Genomic DNA, 20,387 nt, shown 5'->3' on the forward strand with positions numbered 1-20,387 from the left:
TCACAGGGCTTCAGCCTTATTGCGGCTGAGCGCCCCAGACCAGTACACCGTTCAGATACAGAGGCACCCGGTTCCAGTCGGTGAAAGATGTTTTGGTTGCATCATAGGAGTAATCTTCAGCCTCATTGTAATTGCTCCAGTCGGTCTTGTTAATGCGCAATTGAATCTCGCCGGTATTCGCACCTGCTGCCAGACTGCCGGCGCCGGCGCTGAAGGATATTTCCAGATAATGGTCTGCGCCTGTCACTGCAGAATCAAGCTTCACGAAGCTGCCCAGCACATTGCTTCCGCCGAGGGCCGCATAATCGACATTGAACTGCTGTGCCCGCTCGCCGTCAATCGTGTAGTAATACCGGACCTTAACTTTGCTGAGGTCTACCGCTGTGGTCCCGTTATTGACAATCCGCAACTGCGGACGGAACTGCGGATCTGTGGCGTTCGTATCCGTTGTACGGTATTGAACGACCAAATTCCCTACGGCAGGCGTAGCGGTTGGCGCGACTGTCGGTGTAGCGGTTGGCACTGTTGTCGGTGTAGCCGTTGGCGCTACTGTCGGTGTGGCTGTTGGCACTGTTGTCGGTGTAGCCGTCGGTGCGACTGTCGGTGTGGCTGTTGGCACTGTTGTCGGTGTAGCGGTTGGTGTTGCTGTTGGAGTAGCCGTTGGCGTGGTTGTAGGGGTAGCTGTCGGCATAGGGCCGCTGCCGTTATTAATCAGCCGGTCATACTCGGCATAGGCCGTGGCCATATCCACCTGTGACCAGAAGCGGTGATAGGTGAACTCAGGTGCGCCATTGTCCCAGGTCTTAGTGGTTTTATTGTAGGAAGTATTGTATTTTCCTTCGAGATAACTCCACTTGGGATCATTTTTGATTTTCGGGAGAATATCGGTGTAGCTCGCATACACTCCATTGCCGCCCTTAGCCGGGTCAGATGGAACTGTCGCGTTCCCCGGAATGGTATTGCCCTGGCCGAAGGTACCGCTCCAGCCTGCCGGGAAATAGACCTCTTTGGTGAAGAACCGGAAATAATCGGCTCGCTTCTCCAGAGTGGTAATTCCAAGGCCGTCATTGTAGCCCCAGGCGGTATCCAGCATGGACTTAGCCAGCTGTGAAGCTGTTCCGCCAAGCGCAGTGTAGTTGCCGTGCTCTGCTTTGTTCCCTGCGGCGAAGAAGGTGAGCGCTTTGATATAGCTGCCCAGTACGCCGGTATCCTGCCCCGGGTCCTTGGTCACTGCCTTCAGGCTGCTGTTGCCGTTAAAAGAGCTGAAGCCGTTCCAGGTATCCGGCTGGCCGTGCCATTCCACATTGCCCGGAATCCAGAATTCGCCGGGTGCAGACACGGTAGCCACCTGCGGGTTGGCTCCGCCCAGAATCCGGTTGCCCTGCTGATCCAGATAATAGCCGGCGGCATCCGATACGGGACGGCTGCCAACAAAAGCATAATCTGAAGACCAGTCAATCCAGTTCTCGATGACCCGTTTGGCCATTTTGAAATTATCCGAGGTGGTATCCCCGCTGGAAGCCAGGATGTAATACAGCTCTGCTACGCGCTCCATACTCCAGGACTGCATCCCGAACCAGTTGTTGGATGGCGGGTCCTGATAGACAGGTGCCTCGTCGTAGAGCATGCCGTAGAATGTGCTGGCCCCGGCAGGATAAGCGCTGTAAGAACCGCCGTAGCTATTAGTGGCACCGCCTGCAATCGCTCCTTCAGAGGATTGCAGCCAGTTGTAGAATTCCAATTGGCGGGTCAGCGATTTGCTCCAATCCGTTCCGGCTGTGGCAGAGGACGGAACCAGCCCTGCGGTTGCAGTGGACAGCGCATAGGCTGCAACCACATTCTGGTACCCTTGGTGCGCATGGCTCGCGCCGATTCTCCAGGCCCAGTCTCCGCCGCTGCCCAGACCGCCGCCCCAGGAGGTATACCAGGCCATCAGGTACTGGTTGGAATCCTTGCCGGTTCCCGGCTGAGGCGAACCATTAGCCGCACTGCCGACCTTCTGGAAGTACTTATCGTACATGCCGTAACGGAGGAAATCGCCCATTTTCTTGGCTTTGTTCAGATAGACCGTATTGGTATAGCCAAGATCCTTGGCCCAGTACATGGCCTGCACAGCGCGTGCATCGGCGTCCGTAGCGTTCGTGTAACGCCACTGCGCGGAAGGCGCACTATTTTCCTTGGTGAACAGGCTCATGAAGCCTTCATTCGGCTTGCCGAAGGTCTTGTTATCCTGTGAAGGATGGGAGACCGCCTCCCACACCGATTCCTGCACGCCGCGTTGGAAGGTGTTCACATAGCTGGCGGTATGCTTAGGATTCAACAAGTTGCCGAAGCCATACCAGTTGTCCACATCCACCAGCCAGTGCATCAGATAGGTCTGGTTATTGCCGTAGGTGGCCTTCAGCTCTGCATCGAGCGGGTCCTTACCCGGAGTGTACTTGCCGTTCAGTGCGCTTGGATACTGATCCGGCTGAGGAAGCTCCGAGGCGTAAGTGGCCGGGCTGTTCGGGTTATAGCTGCTCATGGTCGGCTGCTCCTGCACACCATCGCCTTCATTAATCGGAATGATATATTTCTCCATATTGTCCCAGGCTGATTCGAGCTTGCTCCAGTCCCCGGTGTTATGGCCATACAGCACTTCAAGCCACATCCAGTAGCTATAGGCCTCGGAGGTAGTCATATGCCCATAGTTAGGCGCCTCGCTGAGCAGGGTCTCTACCGCATGATACGGGATGCCTTCAGCCGAGAAATACCCGCTGGCCGGGTCCTTCAGCTGGTCATACAGTTGCAGGAATCTGGTCTTCTCCACCGATGCCGCCTTGGCGGTTCCCGGACTGAAGCTTAAGATTCCGCTGGTGAGGGAAAGGGTCAGAACGGCAGACATGACTATAGAGGCCGGTTTCTTGAATGAACTTAGCTTCATCTTCATCATTTCGGCATACTTCCTCTCTGGTATGGTTTAGGGTTCGAGGCCCCAGACAAGTGTTCCTGCACGGTACAAGGTGACTTTATTCCAATCTGCGAAGGTCTGCTGGGTACCTCCATAGGAATAGTCATTGCTCTCATTGTAGGCCGTCCAATCGGACTTGTTGAAGCGCACTTGAATCTCCCCGCTGTCTGCCCCTGGCGCCAGGCTTCCTGCTCCTGCCGCAAAAGAAATCTCCAGATAAGAGTCGGCCAGGGTAACAGGTGCACTAAGCTTCCCGAAGCTTCCGTTCAGGTTCCCGCTGCCGACAGCTGCATAGTCACAGTGGAATTCCTGCGGCTTGTCCCCGTCAACAGTGTAATAGTAACGCAGCTTCAGACCGCTGAGCGGTATGGCCTCGGTTCCTGTATTGATAATCCGGAACTGGCTGCGGATCTGTGAATCCCCGGGACTGGTATCATTGGTGCGGTACTGCACACGCAGAGCGCCGGCAGGCACTGTAATCTCGTGCGGCTTGGCGGTCACCTGTACAGACGCTGTACTCTCCCCTACGCTGTTCGAAGCGGTTACCACATAATAATAGTCCACTCCGTTCGTTAGTCCGCTGTCGCTGTAGACTACTGAAGTAGCTGTACCCACTGTAGTGTACGGTCCGCCGCTCACCAAAGAGCGCTTGACGGTATACGACGTTGCACCGCTGACTGCGTTCCAGCTCAAGGCTACGCTGGCATTGCCGGGCTCAGCCTGGAGGCCGGACGGACGTCCAGGAACCTGCGGTTCACCTGGCGTTCCGCCGCCGGAAGGCAGCTCCCCGTACACTTTGACACCTGCATCGTATACCGGGATATAAGGGTTCTTCGTTGCCGCTGAAGCATTCGCGGCCACTCCCTTGAAGGAGAAGTCATTGCTGTTATCCCAGAAGGTGGTGTTCAGCGGTCCGGCAATGCGGAACTGAACCTCCTTACGGTAAGCAGACTGTCCTCCCGGATAGATCGGGGTGCCGGAGAAATCTACTTTGGTGTAGTAGATATGGTTCGCTTCATCGTAAGGCAGCAGCTGTGAGACGGTGGCTCCCTGGTTATAGCCTCCGGCCTTAACCGTGATATCGCCGGGACCATATCCCGCAGCAACAGCCTCGCTGATGTCCAGATAGTAGTTGAAGGACAGCTGGCTGCTGGAGCGGGCAGGCCATGCGGAACGGTTATTGAGGACCGCGCGGATCTCCACAAAATTGCTGCCGCTGGCATTCACGGAAGCCTCCGTGAACATCTCATCCTCACGCGTTTCGGCCGGCGGGAAGTTCGCAAGCGGGCTCTGCCCCTGCCCGTGAAGCATCATCATCCGGGCCAGAGAGCCGGTAAAGGCCGAATTGTAATCGGTTGCAACTTCATTCGAGACATAATCGCTAATCGCATCGGTGTAAGCATCGGTCTTGGAGGGGCCGCCAACAAGTGCGCCGTAGAGCACATGCCGGTGGTCCGCCGGAGTGGTCTGGCTATCGCTCCAGGAGCCGTGTGAGGTGCGGTGATGAGGATGCTCAGGTGCATTCGCGCCGAAGCCGATGACATAACTGCTATTACGCGGATTGTCGCCCAGCATATAGTTAATCTGGCGCTCTGCGAAGGCCTGGGCGGTATTCTTTTTCACCGGATCAGTAATCCAGTCTGCATAGACAAAAGCAAGGAAAGCATGGTTGGCTGCATACCGCAGCGCCCCCCATTGATCCAAATGGGCCAGCCCGCCTGGAGTATACGTTACCCGGTCAGAGGTGCCGTTCACCCCGGTCGTCCAGAACTGCATATTGCGTTCCGTGGACTGAATGAACTTAGGGTCCTCGGTGATGCGGGACAGCAGGAGCTGTGCCCCGTAATGCTTGTCATCCCAGGATTGGGTCCATTGGTAACCCCAGTCACCGGCCTGGTTGGTGCCCCACAGATCACTGGCGGCAATCGCCTTGTCCAGATAGGTCTGCTCACCTGTCGCCAGGTATAGCCAGACACCGCCCCAGCTTAATTCATCGGCATAGCTGCTCCACGAATTGTAATACTGCTTGGCGTCAGTGATGGTATCGGAGTAAGCCCCCCGGTACGTATCGGCAAAATTGTATAATTGCTTGGCATGCAGCAGGAGCTTGTCCGCATAAGCGGGATCTGAATCCCTGAAAATAATGGAAGCTGAGGCAAGGGCGGCGGCAGTCTCACCAGCCAGATCCGAGCCGGGATGTGCAGCATCAATCTTGTAGGCCGGGCGCGCCATAGGCATGACCTCCGCCGGTCCCCACCAGTTATGGTCCGCCGTGCCGTTACCTACCTGTCCCCACAGCTCATTCGGCGCAGTATGCGCTTTCACAAAATAGTCTGTGGCCCAGCGGATATTGTCCAGAATCTCATCAAGCTGCCCGGACTGCACGTAACCATCCTTGTATTCATAGACTGACCATGCCAGCATGGTAGCAGTATACGCCATCGGAAAGCCGAATTTGACATGATCCCCTGCGTCATACCAGCCTCCCGTCAGATCATGGCCGACATCGGCACCATCCTGCAGCCCCGAGTCGCCTCTCCATTCCACGCGGTTGTCCGCCGGCAGCTCACCTGAGCGCTGGGCCTCGTAGAAATAGATCGATTTCTGCAGTGCCTCTGCATAATTGACTCCGGCGGTGGCGGCTTCGGTGACAGACGGGCGAACAGCCGTCCCTGATACAATGGTGCAGGCTAACATCAGGCTTAGTGAAGCGATACAGCCGGTCTTCCGTTTACTTTGACTCATCCTTACTCATCTCCCTTCGATTTCTTGCTTTTTCAGTCCGTCCAGACTCAGGCACGCACAAATACCTCCCCAGTGTCCATTATTAGACATAGTATTTAGGTACGTTCCATTTACCACCTCCATATTACAAATTAAGGTAAAATACCCCTACCTACACATATACCACATACAGTAAATTAATTCTATATATTTACATTACATTTTTCTAAGTATACCGGTTTTTTTGTCAATAAATTTCCATTTCTATCATATTTACCGTTCCAGCGTCAGCTATTGGTGGTAGAATGCACAGGTTGACGCCGCCTAACGGATTCTCCATTCGACTACATATAGGGCCACCAGGAGTGAGGGGCATTAGTGCTCCTCATTCGCTCGTTTAGCTCCAGTTCGGAGAATTCAGGGGCACTAGTGCTCCTCATTGCTCAGCTAGCCACCTTCGGCTGGACCAGAGGGATTTATCCCTTTCATTTTTGACCTCCACCTTCCAGCCGACATTCGGCAAGGTAAATCATCCAGCGAAGCCTGAATATTCAGCAAACGCAGCCCAAACGAGCGAACCCGCCATTTACTAAGGAGCCTACAACGTCAAAAGAGCAGCCTCCTCCGGTTAGGGAGAATGGCTGCTCTCGGTTTGTAAAATGTACAGTTGGCTGGAACAGACGGAGCGGGCTTTCCTCGAAGCCCTATTGCCCGCGCCGCAGCTGCTGGTTATGGCGGATCTTGGCCTCGTTGCCCTGCTCAGTGGCCTGATAGAAGACCTTATTGGAAATTGCCTTCGGCAGATAATCCTGCTTCACATAGTGGCCAGGAAAATTATGCGGGTACTGGTAGCCCTCATGGCCCAGCTGGGACGCGCCTTTATAGTGCGTATCCCGCAAATGCAGCGGCACCTCAGCCGATTTCAGATCCTCCAGACTGTTCATGACGTTCGCGATAGCGGTCACTACCCCGTCAGATTTGGGACTCTCTACAGCGAACAGAATCGCCTGCGCGATATTCAGCTTGGCCTCCGGCCAGCCGTTATTGCGGTAGGCATCCAGCGCACTAACCGCCTGCACCATCGCCTGCGGGTTCGCCAGGCCGATATCCTCACTGCTGGCCGCGATCAGGCGGCGGATGAAGGTCATCGGGTCCATGCCGAGCTTCTCCACCGCGTAGAGGAACCAGAACAGGGCGGCGTCACTGGAGCCGCGGATGCTTTTGTGAAAAGCGGACAGCACATCGTACTGCGTCGATTCGTCCGCTTTGACAATCGGGCGGCGGATCGACTCCTCCGCCACTGCAAGCGTAATATGCACGCTGCCGTCACGCTCCGGCGCCGTAGTCATCGCCGCCAGCTCCAGAGCATTCAAAGCGCGGCGGATATCGCCATTCGCCATGGCGGCGATATGCAGCAGCGCGTCTTCGTCAGCCTTCAGATCCATGAAGCCGAGCCCCCGCTGATCGTCAGCAAGCGCCCGCTTCATCGCGATCAGGCTGTGCTCGCTGGTCAGGGACTCCAGTTGAAACAGCGTCGAGCGGCTCATCAAGGCCCCGTTCACATAATGGAACGGATTCTCTGTTGTCGCACCAATGAAGGTAATCGTCCCCTTCTCCACGGCCGGCAGCAGCGCATCCTGGCGGGAGCTGTTGAAGCGGTGTACCTCGTCCAGGAACAGAATCGTCTTCGAGCCGTACAGCGCCTTATTGCTCTGTGCGCGTTCAATGACCTCCCGCACATCCTTCACCGAAGCCTCCACCGCATTCAGCCGCACGAATTCACCTTGGGTGTGATGCGATATGATATGGGCCAGAGTGGTTTTTCCGCAGCCTGGAGGCCCGTACAGCAGGATAGAAGAGACCTGGTCCGCTTCAATCGCTCTGCGCAGCAGCTTGCCCTTGCCTACAATATGCTCCTGTCCGATATATTCATCCAGATTACCGGGCCGCATCCGGTCTGCAAGCAGCCGTCCGCTCCCGTTGTCTTCACCCTGCGAGAATAAATCCATCCCTACACTTCCTTGCTATCATCTAAGATTTCGATAGAATACATACACTTCTCCTATCATACCATACCTGTCCCGAACGCAAGTGGAAACGGCTTTGCCGTTGTTACAAGGACGGTACCGTTTCAGCGAGAAATAGACTTAAAAAGAGCATGACCCCGCCGCCACCGGCGCGAGCCATGCTCTTTGTTCTATAATTAGAACTCATATGCGTTCCAGACTAGCGGTTCATCGCCAGCCGCGTTTGCCGCATTTTTGAAATGATCTTGCGGATGCTTTCTTCGGATAAGTGATATCTCTTCTGCAGCTCGTTCACCGAGCAGCCGCTGCTGTGACTACAGAAGATCTCTTCGTTGCGGGCAGCAATCTCTTGCCGGGAGCCGCTGTTCTCGCCCCATCTTACCCGTTCTTCCGCTTTCTTCGGGATGTATAACAGCTCACCCTGTATGTAACCCTGCAGCTCTTCGAGCAGCCCCGGGGGGAGCACATCCTTTCCATTGACGTAACTCACGTTCAATTTCCTCCTTCAACAGGTGTGTTCCGTTCAGTCCGATCACGGTGCTGTTCTGAATAATCATTCCACCTGCCTCCTTTCTTCTCCTCAAATTTGGTAAATCACCTAAATTCATTATATTAAACCCTACGGTTATCGTCTACATTCATTATGAATCAGCAGCAATCTGTCAGTGGTTGGTCAGTGTCATTCTATATATTGTAGGAACCGGAATTACATATCTGCTCGTGTTCGCTCGTTATACATAAGGAGGCCTCGCGGCCTCCCCCTAAACAGGTCTCCGTCTTAGACGGAAACCACCTCGTATTCTGAAAACATATCTTCAGCCTCCTTCCAGAAGTAATCTTGCCCGGCCGGACACTTATTATTAAGCCACAGGCCGCCCGGGGTTACAAGTTCAAGAATAGTTATAATCGTTCTCCACCTGAAAAGCTGGCGCGCGTACTACCTGGAATGAGGAACAGATTGAGAAGAATTTGAGTTAATTTTTTGACGAAATACTAATTATTTGGTCGATCGCTGTCGAAATATATATTAAAATATCTAGTTACTTCGAGATATGGAAATAAATTTTAACCGCCATCCATTCAGAAATTCAGGAGGAACTTCCATGCCAACACCGAAAAAAAACCGAAAGCGCCTATTCCGTATCACGAAGCTCAGAACTGAACTGATGCTGCTTATCATTACAGCTATTGTGCTGCCCTCACTGGCTCTGATAGCCATATCCACACAAACCTCAGAATCGGCCCTGCGCTCCAAAATGGAAGACACCACACGCTCCAGCATCCACCTCCTGGATAAAACACTGTCGCAGCTGATCCTGCTGGAGAGTGCCGCAGTGAATGAGGTGGCGTACGAGATGAGCAGCGCCGGGCTGACGAACAATTCTCCACAGCTGCGCAAGCTGATCGACAACTTCAAGCTGGAGCATCCTGAGGTAGAGATCGTGGCGATAGGCAACGAGGATGGGAAATACATGTTCGCGCCGGATTCCAAGCTGGACAATTATGATCCCCGGATACGCGACTGGTACATAGATGCACTTAAGACCCCGGAGACAACATCGGTGATCAATCCCATTTTCTCCAAAGTAACGAATAGCTATATTCTGCCGATCTCCAAGGCATTTCCGGACGGTAAGGGTGCTGTTACAATCAGCATCAGCATGAAGGAGCTTATGGAGCTGGCGAAGAATGTCAGTCTGGGCGATAGCGGATATGTCTTCATCCTGGATGGAAATAACAAGGTGATCTACCACCCTGCCATGGAGGTTGCTTCGGAAGCCACAGACGTAATGACAGCAGGAACCAAGCAAGGTCCGGCGGGCAAAATCTCCTATAAGGATACTGCAGCCGATACGCAAATGGACGGATACTACATTACCAATGAGCTGACCGGCTTCACCCTGGCCGGAGTGCTTCCAGAGAGTGAATACACGAAGGCGGTCTACCCGATTCTGTACAAGGCTGCTATCGTTCTCGTGGTTGCGCTGCTGCTTGCTGCAGTGATTACCTTCCTGATTATCCGCCGCATTACCGGGCCCGTAGAACGCCTGAACCGTTCGGCCAAGCGGGTAAGCGAAGGATATCTGGATGAATTCGTCCAGACCAGCCGCAGGGATGAGATCGGTCAGCTTGCCGGCAATTATAATGAAATGGTCTCTTCACTGCGCACCATGGTGCAGGAGGTTGCCGAGACCTCCGGCCAGCTCGCCGCTGCCAGTGAACAGCTCACAGCCAGCACGGCTGAGAACAGCAAGGCGGTCGAGTATGTGACGGAGCTGGTGGAGGAATCCACCCGGGGCGTGGAGACCCAGGCCTATGCTTCCGCCGAAGTCGCTACAACGATGGAGGAGATGTCCACTGGCATTCAGAAAATCGCTTCCGCTTCAGAGGCAATTGTGAGTGCCGCTATACTTACGGAAACGGATGTCTCTACCGGCAGCTCCAGAATGCAGCAGGTCGGCGAACAGATGAGAACTATACGAGAATCGGTGCAGCAGTCCGGCAGCCTGATCGCTGAGCTTAACGGCTTAAGCGCCAGAGTCGCTGAGACCAGCACGGCGATCTCCGCCATTGCCAAGCAGACCAATCTCCTGTCGCTGAATGCCGGCATCGAGGCGGCCCGGGCCGGAGAACACGGGCGGGGCTTCGCCGTCGTGGCCGGTGAAGTGCGCAAGCTATCGGAGGCCACGAATAGCAGCGCCGGACAGATTCAGGAGACCATCTCCGAGATGGTAAGCCTGATCGCCAGCGCGTATGATGTGATGAAGCATAAGGTGGCAGAGGATGTGGAGCAGGGCATGGCGCTTACCCTGGAAGCGAGCGAGGCCTTCCAGCAGATCGAACAGTCCACCCGGCAGGTCGGCGAGCAGATCCATGAGGTCTCGGCTATTACGGAGCAAATGTCGGCCAGCAGCTCCGAAGTAGCCGCCTCCGTCCAGGAGATGGCCACAATTGCCCGGGCCGCGCTCGATTCCTTCCAGAGCGTAACCGCAGCTACCGAGGAGCAGCTTGCTTCGATGGAGGAGATCACTTCCTCCTCTGCGGCACTCTCCGGTATGGCTGCGGATATGCAGGGACAGGTGGAACGGTTCCAGTTCGATGCGAAGAATAAGGCATAAATAAGACTTAGCTGTACGGTTCGACAGACAGCGTTAACCAGGAGTAGCCAATACCCTTTCATCGATTGTAATCGATTTTTCGCATACATTTAACTTATCCATAACAGACAAACAAGGGGTGTCCCCCAATGCCATTAATCTGGCATTGGGGGACACCCCTCTTTTCTCCGTGCTATTATCCCTCTTGCAGACTGAATATCTTAATTACTCTCATCAAGCGCCGGCCAGCCGGAGACGGTCTCCTCTGCGTTCAATTGAACGTAAGGCGGTAATTCGCCGCCCCTCAGCAGCCACAGCTCATGCAGGGCACGCGTACAGCCCACATACATCAGCTTCGCATCCCAGGCCGCCGCTCCATAATGGTCACTGTCGGCGTCCGCCAGAATGACGGCATCGAACTCCAGCCCCTTGGACAAGTAGACGGGCAGGATCGACAAGCCGCCCCGGTATTCCGTGATGCTGCCGTCAATCAGATGAAGATCCTCGAATTGACCAGCGAGCTCAGCGTACAGCTCAGAGGCTTCCCGCAGGCTGCGGGTCAATACCGCCACCGTGCGGTATTCACGCCCGGAGAGCTGCGCCAGGGCGCTCTTGACCGCGCTGAGCCGCTGGTCTGCCGGTGCAGCCGCAGTCGTTCCCGGCAGCACATCCTCCTCATAGGAGATCAGCCGCACAGGATTCCCGCTGCGGAAAACCGGAACGGCCAGCAGCTCACTGCCCACGCCCGCAGACAGAATGCCGTTAGCGAACTCAATAATTTCCATCGTTGAGCGGTAGCTTCGGGTAAGTGCATGGTATGCCGTGTGTTGTTCAGCGAACAGCGTCTGCATCTCTCTCCACGCATGCACTCCCTTGTAGGCGTGGATGCCCTGCGACAGGTCACCCAGAATCGTGAAGGAATGTCCCTTCACATACAGATCCAACACAGCAATCTGGAACGGGGAGAAATCCTGCGCTTCATCGATCACGATATGGTCAAAGCGCTCCGTACCCTCGTTCCCGTTCAGAAGATAATGGATATACAACAGCGGAGGAAGATCCTCTTCGCGCAGAATCCCCTTTTTCAGCTCCTTGACGGTCTCCTTCAGCACGGCAGGCGGAATCTCTTCCGGCGCTCCCGCCGGCCAGTCCTCCGGTGCTTTCGCCGCCCGGAAGATCTGCTTGTAGATGGCGAGCGGCTCGTATTTCGGCCATTTGGTACTGTAAGCCTTCTCACGTGCCGTGCCCTTCTTCTTGCGTTCCTTCAGCGCAGCCGCTGAAGGGCTCTTCTTCAGCTCCATCTCAATCCAGCGGTGAAGCCTTGCCATCACCCGCTCCTTGCGCTTCGCCGGAGGATACGGTGCGTATTCCTCATTGTGCCAGCGCAGAATCACCTGGCGGCTCAGCACTGCCCCGTCCCAAGGGCTGAAATCCCCCTCCGGCACAGCGCTGGTCTCCAGCAGCTTGACGCTGGATTCAATGACGCCCATCAGCACCGTTGAGCCCTTGAAGCGCCCGGGGGTCTCCTCCGTGATGACCGGCATTGCTCCCGCCGTCTCGAACCAGCGGCTCATGACCTCCGAAGCATCCTGCTCCGGCAAGTCCACACCCAGCACCTCGGCCGCCCAGTCCGGGAACGTGCTCTGGGCAATATTGCCGACGCCCAGCTCCGGCAGCACATCTGAAATATAGTCCAGGAACATGCGGTTCGGGGCGAAAATAATCATTTTCTCCGCCGAGACCTGCTCCTTGTATTGATACAATAAGAACGCCAGCCGGTGCAGCGCAACGGTGGTCTTGCCGCTTCCCGCGACCCCCTGGATGATCAGCGCCGTGTTCTTGGCCGCCCGGATAATCTTGTCCTGCTCCTCCTGGATCGTGGAGACGATGTCCCGCAGCCGGTTATCCTTGTTCTCCCCCAGCCGGTAGACCAGGAATTCATCCGATACCGCCGGCGCGTCGCTGTCACGGTTATACGTATCCGCCACCCGCTCCAGGATCTGCTTGCGGATCACTACGTTGCGCTTGAGATAGACCAGCCCTTCAATCAGCCCCTCCGGCGCTTCATATGAGGCGGCCTCCGTTCCTCCGGTAAAAGAATAAAACAGGCTTGCCACCGGTGCCCGCCAATCAATGACAAGCGGACGGTCGCTTACCTGCTCGCGGTCTACGCCGATTTTGCCGATATAGAGTGCCTTGCGTTCCTCTTCATCATTGCCCTGAAAATCAAGCCGTCCGAAATAAGGCTCCTGCCTAAGCTTGGCAAGATCTTTGCGCCTCTGCTCCCTTGAATCCTCCAGCACTTGCTCCGTATAATCGTGTCCTGTGTATACCGGAGTTCCGCGCAATCGTTCAAGGGTAGAGTCAATCTCTGTCAGCGCGTGGTTCAGCCTGTCTTCTTCCTCTTGATAGGCACTTTGAAAGTTGTCTTCCAATTTCAGTTACCTCCTAAAAGTTTTGCGGGCATTCACTTCCTGAATCACTACGAGCATAACTCGCTTCGGAAGCATGCACCTTAAGTGATGTGAGCAGTCCATCTTATCACAACAGGATAGGGAAAGCCATATATTTCTAGCCGCTGCCGGGGCTGCGGATAAGCGGAAATGGGGAAGCAGTGCTCCCCCCCCTTCCACCTTTGCCGTTAGCCCATCAGCGCATGCAGCACGAAGTTCGCAATGAACAGTCCGGCAATGCCGTACAAGGCAGGAGGAACCTCCTTGCCCTTGCCGGTAGCCAGCTTCACCAGCGGATAGGTGATGAAGCCGAACGCCATGCCGTCCACGATGCTGTAGGTGAAGGGAATCATCACCATGACCAGGAACGCAGGGAACAGCTCCGTCATGTCGCCGAGATCCATCTCGCGCACACTCTGCACCATCAGCCCGCCGATTACGATCAGAATCGGCGCAATCGCGCTGTCCGGCACATAAGCCAGCAGCGGGATGAACAGGAAGGTCGCTCCGAACAGCAGGCCGGTGACGAGTGAAGTTAAGCCGGAGCGGCCCCCTGCCGCAATCCCGGCGGTGGATTCGGCAGCGGCGACCACCGGGCTGCTGCCGAACAGACCTGCCGCGATGTTGGCGAGCGAGAGCGCCCGCAGACTGCTTTTGAAGCGTTCCGGACGTCCTGCCATCAGCGTCTGGGAAGAGATCAGGCCGATATTCTCAAACACCACAATCAGCAGCAGCAGGAAAACGGCAATCCAGAAGACAAGGCTGACGAATCCGCTCCAGTCCATACTGGCGAACACGCTGCCGTAACCGCTGAACACATGTCCCGGCTCGGTATTCTTCGGCGCATGGGCGGCTCCCAGCAGATAGGCAAGCCCTGTGCCCGCGAGCATACTGATCAGCAGCCCGCCGCGCGTGCCGCGGATGAACAGCACCAGCGCCAGCAGCAGCGTCACCACCGAGGTAATGACCGCAGGATCGCTGAAATGCCCGATGGCGACGAAGGTGGTGGCGTGGGCAATGACAATCCCGCTTTTTTGCAGGCCGATGAAGGTCAGGAACAGCCCGATGCCGACGGTGATCGCATGCTGCAGATTATGGGGAATCGCATCGCTGAGAATGCGGTAGAGCGAGGTGAAGGCCACAATGGCAAACAGCACCCCGGTCACCACCACCACCGCCAGCGCCTCGCGCCAGTCCAGCTTCATGGAATGCACGAGCGTATAGGTAAAAAAGGCATTGATCCCCATGCCCGGGACGACGATAATCGGCGTTTTGCCGCCAAAAGCCATCAGCAGGCAGCCTGTCACCGCTGTCAGCAGCGTGGCGACCATCCCGGCCCGCAGCGGCATGCCTGCATCTGCCAGGATCGCTGCGTTAACCATCACAATATATACCGAAGCGAAATACGACAGAATGCCGGCCGCCCATTCCTGCTTCCAGTTATCGCCCGGCTCCATTCCCACGCTATTCCGCCAAATATTCGATTTCATGTAACAACCTCCACTTAAGTTCATCTCATAGGATGTCAAGTATCTCCCAACAAAACATACCGTAAAATAACCCCACAAAGTGCGGCTTTAGCTCCGAAGCCTATTCAGGTACTTTGCGGGGGCCCCAATACATACCGTAATAAAAGGGCATATAGCCGAAAACCAGCTACACACCCTTTTAACTGATAGAATTCATTCAAATGTAATGCCGCCCGTTTCGAGCAAATCCCGTACCGTTACACTGACCATAATCAGGCCGACTACAGGGGGTACAAAAGAAGTACTGGCCGGAGGCTGCTTCGCCTTGCGCCGGTCCGGCGCATTCGCAGGCACAATCTGCTCCGTCACATCCGCGCGTGGCTTCATAGGCTTCTCGGTGGAGAAGACTACCTTCACGCCCTTCTTGATGCCTTCCTTGCGCAGTCTGGTACGGATTACCCGGGCAATCGGGTCCATGGTGGTCTTGGAGATGTCGGCGACCTGGAAGCGGGTCGGGTCCATCTTGTTGGCCGCGCCCATGCTGGAGATCAGCGGGATCTTCCGGGCCAGACATTCCTTGATCAGGTGAATCTTATAGATAATCGTATCCGAAGCGTCAATCACATAGTCCAGCTTGTATTTGAACAGCTCCTCATACGTCTCTTCGGTGTAGAACATATTCAGCGCAATTGCTTCGCATTCCGGGTTGATCAGCTTGATACGGTCCACCATCAGATCGGTTTTGTTCTGGCCGATGGTCGTGGTCAGCGCATGAAGCTGGCGGTTGATGTTGGTAATATCCACCGAATCCTTATCAATCAGGATAATCCGGCCGATTCCGGTCCGGGCCAGCGCTTCCGCCGCCATGGCGCCGACTCCGCCGATCCCCAGCACAGCCACTGTGCTGTTCTTCATAATCTCCAGGCCCTCCGGCCCGATCGCCAGCTCCGTACGCGAGAACTGATTCAGCATGATGTCAGCCTCCTTGGGCAAGGCTTCCGGGACGTCACTCTGCTCTCCTGGTGCGCCCCGTCAGTCCATAGTTGATTTATTTCTTTTCTTTCTCCGGTTTCGGTGCCAGCTTGATGTGCAGCTGCTCCAGTTGTCCCGCATCCACCGGGGATGGGGCATCCATCAGCAGGTCCGTTGCACTTGCCGTCTTAGGGAAGGCAATGGTCTCACGCAGATTCGTGCGGCCTGCCAGCAGCATAATCAGACGGTCGAAGCCAAACGCGATGCCGCCATGCGGAGGCGTGCCGTATTCAAAGGCATCCATCAGATAGCCGAATTTCTCATAAGCCAGCTCCTGCGAGAAGCCTAGTGCATTGAACATTTTCTCCTGAACGTCACGCTTGTAGATACGCTGGGAACCGCCGCCTACCTCGTAGCCGTTAAGTACGATATCATAGGCCTGCGCACGGATCGCGCCAGGATCGGTATCGAAGAGATGCAAGTCTTCATCCATCGGGCGTGTGAACGGATGATGCTCAGCCACATAACGCTTCTGGTCCTCATCGTAGCCGAGCAGCGGGAATTCTGTTACCCAAGCGAATTTGAACACACTGTCATCGATCAGGCCAAGCTGACGGCCGATCTTCAGACGCAGGGCGCCAAGTACATCCGCTACCACCTTCTTGGTATCAGCGGAGAAGAGCAGCAAGTCGCCATCCTCGGCACCTGTGCGCTCCTTCACGGCAGCGATTTCTTCCTCGGAGAAGAACTTCACAATCGGTCCCTTGAACTCGCCGTCTTTGACCTGAATCCAGGCCAGACCCTTGGCGCCGTAACGGGCAGCGTAGGGTCCAAGATCGTCAATCTCCTTGCGGGTCCATGTGCCGCAGCCCTTGGCGTTCAGACATTTCACTTCTCCGCCCTTCTCAATCACGGAAGCGAATACCTTCACACCGCTCTCAGCAACGATATCGTTCATCTCTACCAGCTCCAGGCCAAACCGCAGGTCCGGCTTGTCAGAACCATATTTGCCAATTGCTTCGGCATACGTCAACCGCTGGAATGGTGCGGATACCTCAACCCCGATCGTCTCCTTCAGCAGACGCTGCATGAGCTTCTCCATCATCGATAGCAGCTCATCCTGCGGCATGAATGAGGTCTCAATATCGAACTGCGTGAATTCCGGCTGGCGGTCAGCGCGCAGGTCCTCATCGCGGAAGCAGCGGGCCATCTGGTAATAGCGCTCGATGCCACCTACCATCAGCAGCTGCTTGTAGATCTGCGGCGACTGCGGAAGCGCGAAGAATTCCCCTTCATGCACACGGCTTGGCACGAGATAGTCACGTGCGCCTTCCGGAGAGCTTTTGGTCAGGATCGGCGTTTCTACATCGATAAAGCCTTCGCTGTCCAGGAAATCGCGGAAGATCTTCGCCGCTTTGGAACGGAGCAGCAGCGTCTTATGCATCTCCGGACGGCGCAGATCCAGGTAACGGTATTTCATACGCAGGGATTCGTCTACTTCCACTCCGTCTTCGATGAAGAATGGAGGTGTCTTAGCTGCATTCAACACTTCGATGTCTGTAATCTGCACTTCAATCTCACCGGTCGGCAAGTTGCGGTTAATAGTCTCCTCATCGCGCTTAACCACAGTACCTGTCACGGACAGCACGTATTCACTGCGGACCTTATCGGCAATCTGCAGCGCTTCTCCGGAATAGTCAGGGTTGAATACAATCTGTACAATCCCTGTGCGGTCGCGCAGGTCAATGAACAACACGCCTCCAAGGTCACGGCGGGTCTGCACCCAACCGTTCAATGTTACTGTCTCACCGATGCTCGCTGTCGTTAATTGTCCACAGTTATGGCTTCTGGTCATCTTTTATCCTACCCCTTCATGATTAAAATTACATATGCTTGCCTTTTGGCCTAATTCTGAATCAGCGCCTCTGCCAGCTCGTCCAGCTTCACCGTCCGTTGCTCGCCGGTCTCCATCGACTTCAGTGCGATGACGCCGCTATTCAGCTCGTCCTCACCGAGAATCGCCGTATACCGGGCCGACATGCGGTCCGCCGACTTCATCTGCGCCTTCATCTTGCGTCCCAGGTAATCGCGCTCCGCAGAGAATCCAAGGCTGCGCAGACGGAACAACTGCTTCGTGATCTCCAGATCTGCTGCTTCGCCAAGTGCAACGAAGTACACATCCAGCGGCTTTGCCGCTTCCAGCTCGACACCCTGATTCTCCAGGATCAGCAGAATCCGCTCCAGGCCAATACCGAACCCGATACCCGGCTGATCCGGTCCGCCGATCTCCTCAACCAGACCGTTGTACCGGCCGCCGCCGCCCACCGTATCGATGGAGCCAATGCCTGCCGCTTTATACTCAAACGCCGTATGCGTGTAATAATCAAGACCGCGCACCAGGCGGGGGTTGATGCTGTACTCCACACCCATCACATCCAGGTGCCCCTTCACCTTCGCAAAATGCTCTGTACACTCTTCATCCAGACTGTCCAGAATGGAAGGCGCTCCGCCGAACTTGTCCTGATCGACCTTGCAGTCCAGCACACGCAGCGGGTTGCGCTCCATCCGGCGCTGGCAGTCGCTGCACAGGCTCTCTCTCATAGGTCTCAGGAAATCCAGCAGCTTCTCGCGGTAAGCCGCACGGCTCGGCGCGTTGCCGACCGAATTCAGCTCTACCCGCACATCCTTCAGCCCCAGATCAATGTAGAACTGGTACCCGAGCGAGATGACTTCAGCATCAATCGCCGGGTCCACCGCGCCGAAGGCTTCGATGCCGAACTGATGGAACTGGCGGTATCTGCCGGCCTGCGGACGTTCATAACGGAACATCGGTCCGATGTAATACAGCTTGCTGACATCCGGCTCCCCGTATAGCTTGTTCTGAACATACGCGCGTACCACGCCTGCTGTCCCTTCGGGACGAAGCGCCAGATCGCGGTCGCCCTTGTCCTTGAAGGTATACATCTCACCTTCTACAATATCCGTTGTTTCACCGACTCCGCGCTCGAACAGCCCGGTGTGCTCGAACAGCGGGGTACGAATCTCCCGGTAATTGAAGCGGCGGCACAGCTCTCTTGCCTTGGCCTCCACTACCTGCCATTTCTCTACTGCACCCGGAAGTACATCCTGCGTACCTGTAGGTTTCTCGAATCTTTCTTTAGCCACAGTCTATCCCTCCTGAAAATAACCCCTAAAAACAGCAAAAAATCCCTCATCCCTGTTCAATTACAACAGGGACGAGGGATTATCATAACCAATAATTCACCCGTGGTACCACCCACATTCCGGGCTCAATGCAACTTGCTCTGCATAAGCTCCGCTCTAAGCGGTTAACGCCCGCCTACGCGCAATCGGCTACTGACTATAGGCAATCCTGCTGCCTGCGTTCGCCGTGCGTTCTCGGGGAGGTCATTCATCCGTTCATCAACAGAATCCTTACAGCCGTGCGGATCAGCGCGCGGTCCTCCTTACCTGGACGACAGCCATGATCTGCGGGATTCCTCTCTGGGGTTGTGGGTTACGGATTACTTGGTCCCGTCATCAAAACAATATAAACTTACCTATACTGTTAGATTCTACTGAACCACTGCGCTAAAGTCAAGGATTGAATAAAATAAGCTGCCACCAGCTTTCCTTCCGCTAAGTGGAATGAGATTCCGCTATTGGGGCAAAAACTCATAATTCCCGGCTTAAACGGACTCAGATTCCGTTATGCGCCTACATAGGCCTTGTTATCTGCTCAAATCAACTTAATAACGGAATGTCAGTCCGCGTCTGCCTCAAATTAGCGATTTTTGGACAAATAGGCGCTTCTCAGTCCGCTTCATTCTGCTGGCACTCACACTTGCTCCAACCCTTAAAACAAAAAAGTGACCTGCAGCCGATTGCTGCAGGTCCATCATCATATATTATAAAAAAGGGGGTCATGCTTCTATTATAAACACACTATATTAAGGAATAATGAATGTAGTGTTACAGTTGCATTACAGAAAAGAAAGCGTTTCACCAAACCGTCTAAATCCCCGCTGTCATGCTAATCCATAGGTTACACCATCCCACTGCTCCTGTCTACATCTATCCCGCCGTCCTCCCTTTTATGCTGCATATAAAACAGCTCCAGCCTCTCTATAACGGAGGGCTGGAGCTGAAATAGAAACGATATAGATTGAACTTGAACATAATCTTCTTAATCAAAAATCTCCACATAGGCCTGCTTGCCGCGCAGAACCTCTACAACCTCATTGTAATGATTCTCGGCTACCTTGAGATCCATGACATAATGCAGGTGCTCCAGGTCACTGCTTGTCAGCTCATCGCCTCTGTGAACTTCGCCCTCACTGCGTACTTCATCAGCGCGAACTTCATCCGTACGTTTCAGATCATCATCGGTCACAACTGCCGGGACAATGGCCGCACCGGACCCCATACCCGTTGCACCTCCGGCAGCGTACACGCCCCCGGCACCTGTTGAAGCAGTATTGGTAGACCCCAGCGGGATCAGAATGTTACGCCGGTTATTTACTCCATTATCCAAAGGGTCGGTTAAAGCCGATACCTCAATCCCCTCTACACCATAAGGAATCAAAGAAGTCTTAGCACCTTCCGCTGCATCTTCTGTACTGAAATAGGCCTGGATTCTTCTAGTCATTGTAAATCCCTCCCATAAAGTTGTATTATGCCAAACGGGTTATGCA

General features: G+C 54.9%; 11 protein-coding genes. 1 reads left to right on the top strand and 10 read right to left on the bottom strand.

Annotated features, from left to right (window positions below; translation table 11 throughout):
- Nucleotides 1–16: 16 nt before the first annotated feature.
- The 4 genes from MKZ07_RS15635 to MKZ07_RS15650 all read right to left on the bottom strand — a co-directional run bounded on the left by MKZ07_RS15635 (nt 17) and on the right by MKZ07_RS15650 (nt 8,191).
- Nucleotides 17–2,923, bottom strand: a complete 2,907-nt coding sequence (locus tag MKZ07_RS15635) for a glycoside hydrolase family 48 protein (RefSeq protein ID WP_442792417.1) — start codon at nt 2,921–2,923, stop codon at nt 17–19.
- 36 nt (nt 2,924–2,959) lie between these two features.
- Nucleotides 2,960–5,695, bottom strand: a complete 2,736-nt coding sequence (locus MKZ07_RS15640) for a glycoside hydrolase family 9 protein (protein WP_341026459.1) — start codon at nt 5,693–5,695, stop codon at nt 2,960–2,962.
- A 683-nt stretch (nt 5,696–6,378) separates the two neighbouring features.
- Nucleotides 6,379–7,683 carry a replication-associated recombination protein A gene (locus tag MKZ07_RS15645; protein ID WP_036690523.1) on the bottom strand — a complete coding sequence of 435 codons (1,305 nt, stop codon included), beginning with the start codon at nt 7,681–7,683 and terminating at the stop codon, nt 6,379–6,381.
- 217 nt (nt 7,684–7,900) lie between these two features.
- Entirely contained in the window at nt 7,901–8,191 is a 291-nt protein-coding gene (locus tag MKZ07_RS15650) for a CD3324 family protein (RefSeq protein ID WP_036690524.1), read from the bottom strand.
- A 613-nt stretch (nt 8,192–8,804) separates the two neighbouring features.
- On the opposite strand from MKZ07_RS15650, the gene MKZ07_RS15655 reads away from it, so the two are divergent.
- A complete protein-coding gene (locus MKZ07_RS15655; protein WP_341026461.1) occupies nt 8,805–10,820 on the top strand; it encodes a methyl-accepting chemotaxis protein in 2,016 nt (671 codons plus the stop codon).
- A gap of 200 nt (nt 10,821–11,020) precedes the next feature.
- Here the strand turns inward: MKZ07_RS15655 and MKZ07_RS15660 are convergent, their stop codons facing one another.
- From MKZ07_RS15660 to MKZ07_RS15685, 6 genes are all read right to left on the bottom strand, one after another.
- Nucleotides 11,021–13,234: a HelD family protein gene (locus MKZ07_RS15660; protein ID WP_341026463.1), complete on the bottom strand. Its 2,214-nt coding sequence runs from the start codon at nt 13,232–13,234 to the stop codon at nt 11,021–11,023.
- A 206-nt stretch (nt 13,235–13,440) separates the two neighbouring features.
- Nucleotides 13,441–14,742: an NCS2 family permease gene (locus MKZ07_RS15665; protein WP_036690528.1), complete on the bottom strand. Its 1,302-nt coding sequence runs from the start codon at nt 14,740–14,742 to the stop codon at nt 13,441–13,443.
- 192 nt (nt 14,743–14,934) lie between these two features.
- Nucleotides 14,935–15,693 (bottom strand): tRNA threonylcarbamoyladenosine dehydratase, encoded by a 759-nt coding sequence (locus tag MKZ07_RS15670; RefSeq protein ID WP_036690529.1) that lies wholly within the window; start codon nt 15,691–15,693, stop codon nt 14,935–14,937.
- A 76-nt stretch (nt 15,694–15,769) separates the two neighbouring features.
- Entirely contained in the window at nt 15,770–17,548 is a 1,779-nt protein-coding gene (gene aspS / locus MKZ07_RS15675) for an aspartate--tRNA ligase (protein ID WP_036690530.1), read from the bottom strand.
- A gap of 50 nt (nt 17,549–17,598) precedes the next feature.
- Nucleotides 17,599–18,858 (bottom strand): histidine--tRNA ligase, encoded by a 1,260-nt coding sequence (gene hisS, locus MKZ07_RS15680; RefSeq protein ID WP_036690531.1) that lies wholly within the window; start codon nt 18,856–18,858, stop codon nt 17,599–17,601.
- A gap of 1,021 nt (nt 18,859–19,879) precedes the next feature.
- Entirely contained in the window at nt 19,880–20,341 is a 462-nt protein-coding gene (locus MKZ07_RS15685) for a hypothetical protein (protein ID WP_036690532.1), read from the bottom strand.
- Nucleotides 20,342–20,387: the final 46 nt, after the last annotated feature.

The sequence above is a fragment of the Paenibacillus sp. FSL P4-0338 genome (genome assembly GCF_038002365.1).
Classification (GTDB): domain Bacteria; phylum Bacillota; class Bacilli; order Paenibacillales; family Paenibacillaceae; genus Paenibacillus_AQ.

Coding starts and splice junctions, on each gene's coding strand:
- MKZ07_RS15635 (WP_442792417.1), bottom strand. CDS start 2,923: ATGAAGCTAAGTTCATTCAAGAAACCGGCCTCTATAGTCATGTCTGCC.
- MKZ07_RS15640 (WP_341026459.1), bottom strand. CDS start 5,695: ATGAGTCAAAGTAAACGGAAGACCGGCTGTATCGCTTCACTAAGCCTG.
- MKZ07_RS15645 (WP_036690523.1), bottom strand. CDS start 7,683: ATGGATTTATTCTCGCAGGGTGAAGACAACGGGAGCGGACGGCTGCTT.
- MKZ07_RS15655 (WP_341026461.1), top strand. CDS start 8,805: ATGCCAACACCGAAAAAAAACCGAAAGCGCCTATTCCGTATCACGAAG.
- MKZ07_RS15665 (WP_036690528.1), bottom strand. CDS start 14,742: ATGAAATCGAATATTTGGCGGAATAGCGTGGGAATGGAGCCGGGCGAT.
- MKZ07_RS15670 (WP_036690529.1), bottom strand. CDS start 15,693: ATGCTGAATCAGTTCTCGCGTACGGAGCTGGCGATCGGGCCGGAGGGC.
- aspS (WP_036690530.1), bottom strand. CDS start 17,548: ATGACCAGAAGCCATAACTGTGGACAATTAACGACAGCGAGCATCGGT.
- MKZ07_RS15685 (WP_036690532.1), bottom strand. CDS start 20,341: ATGACTAGAAGAATCCAGGCCTATTTCAGTACAGAAGATGCAGCGGAA.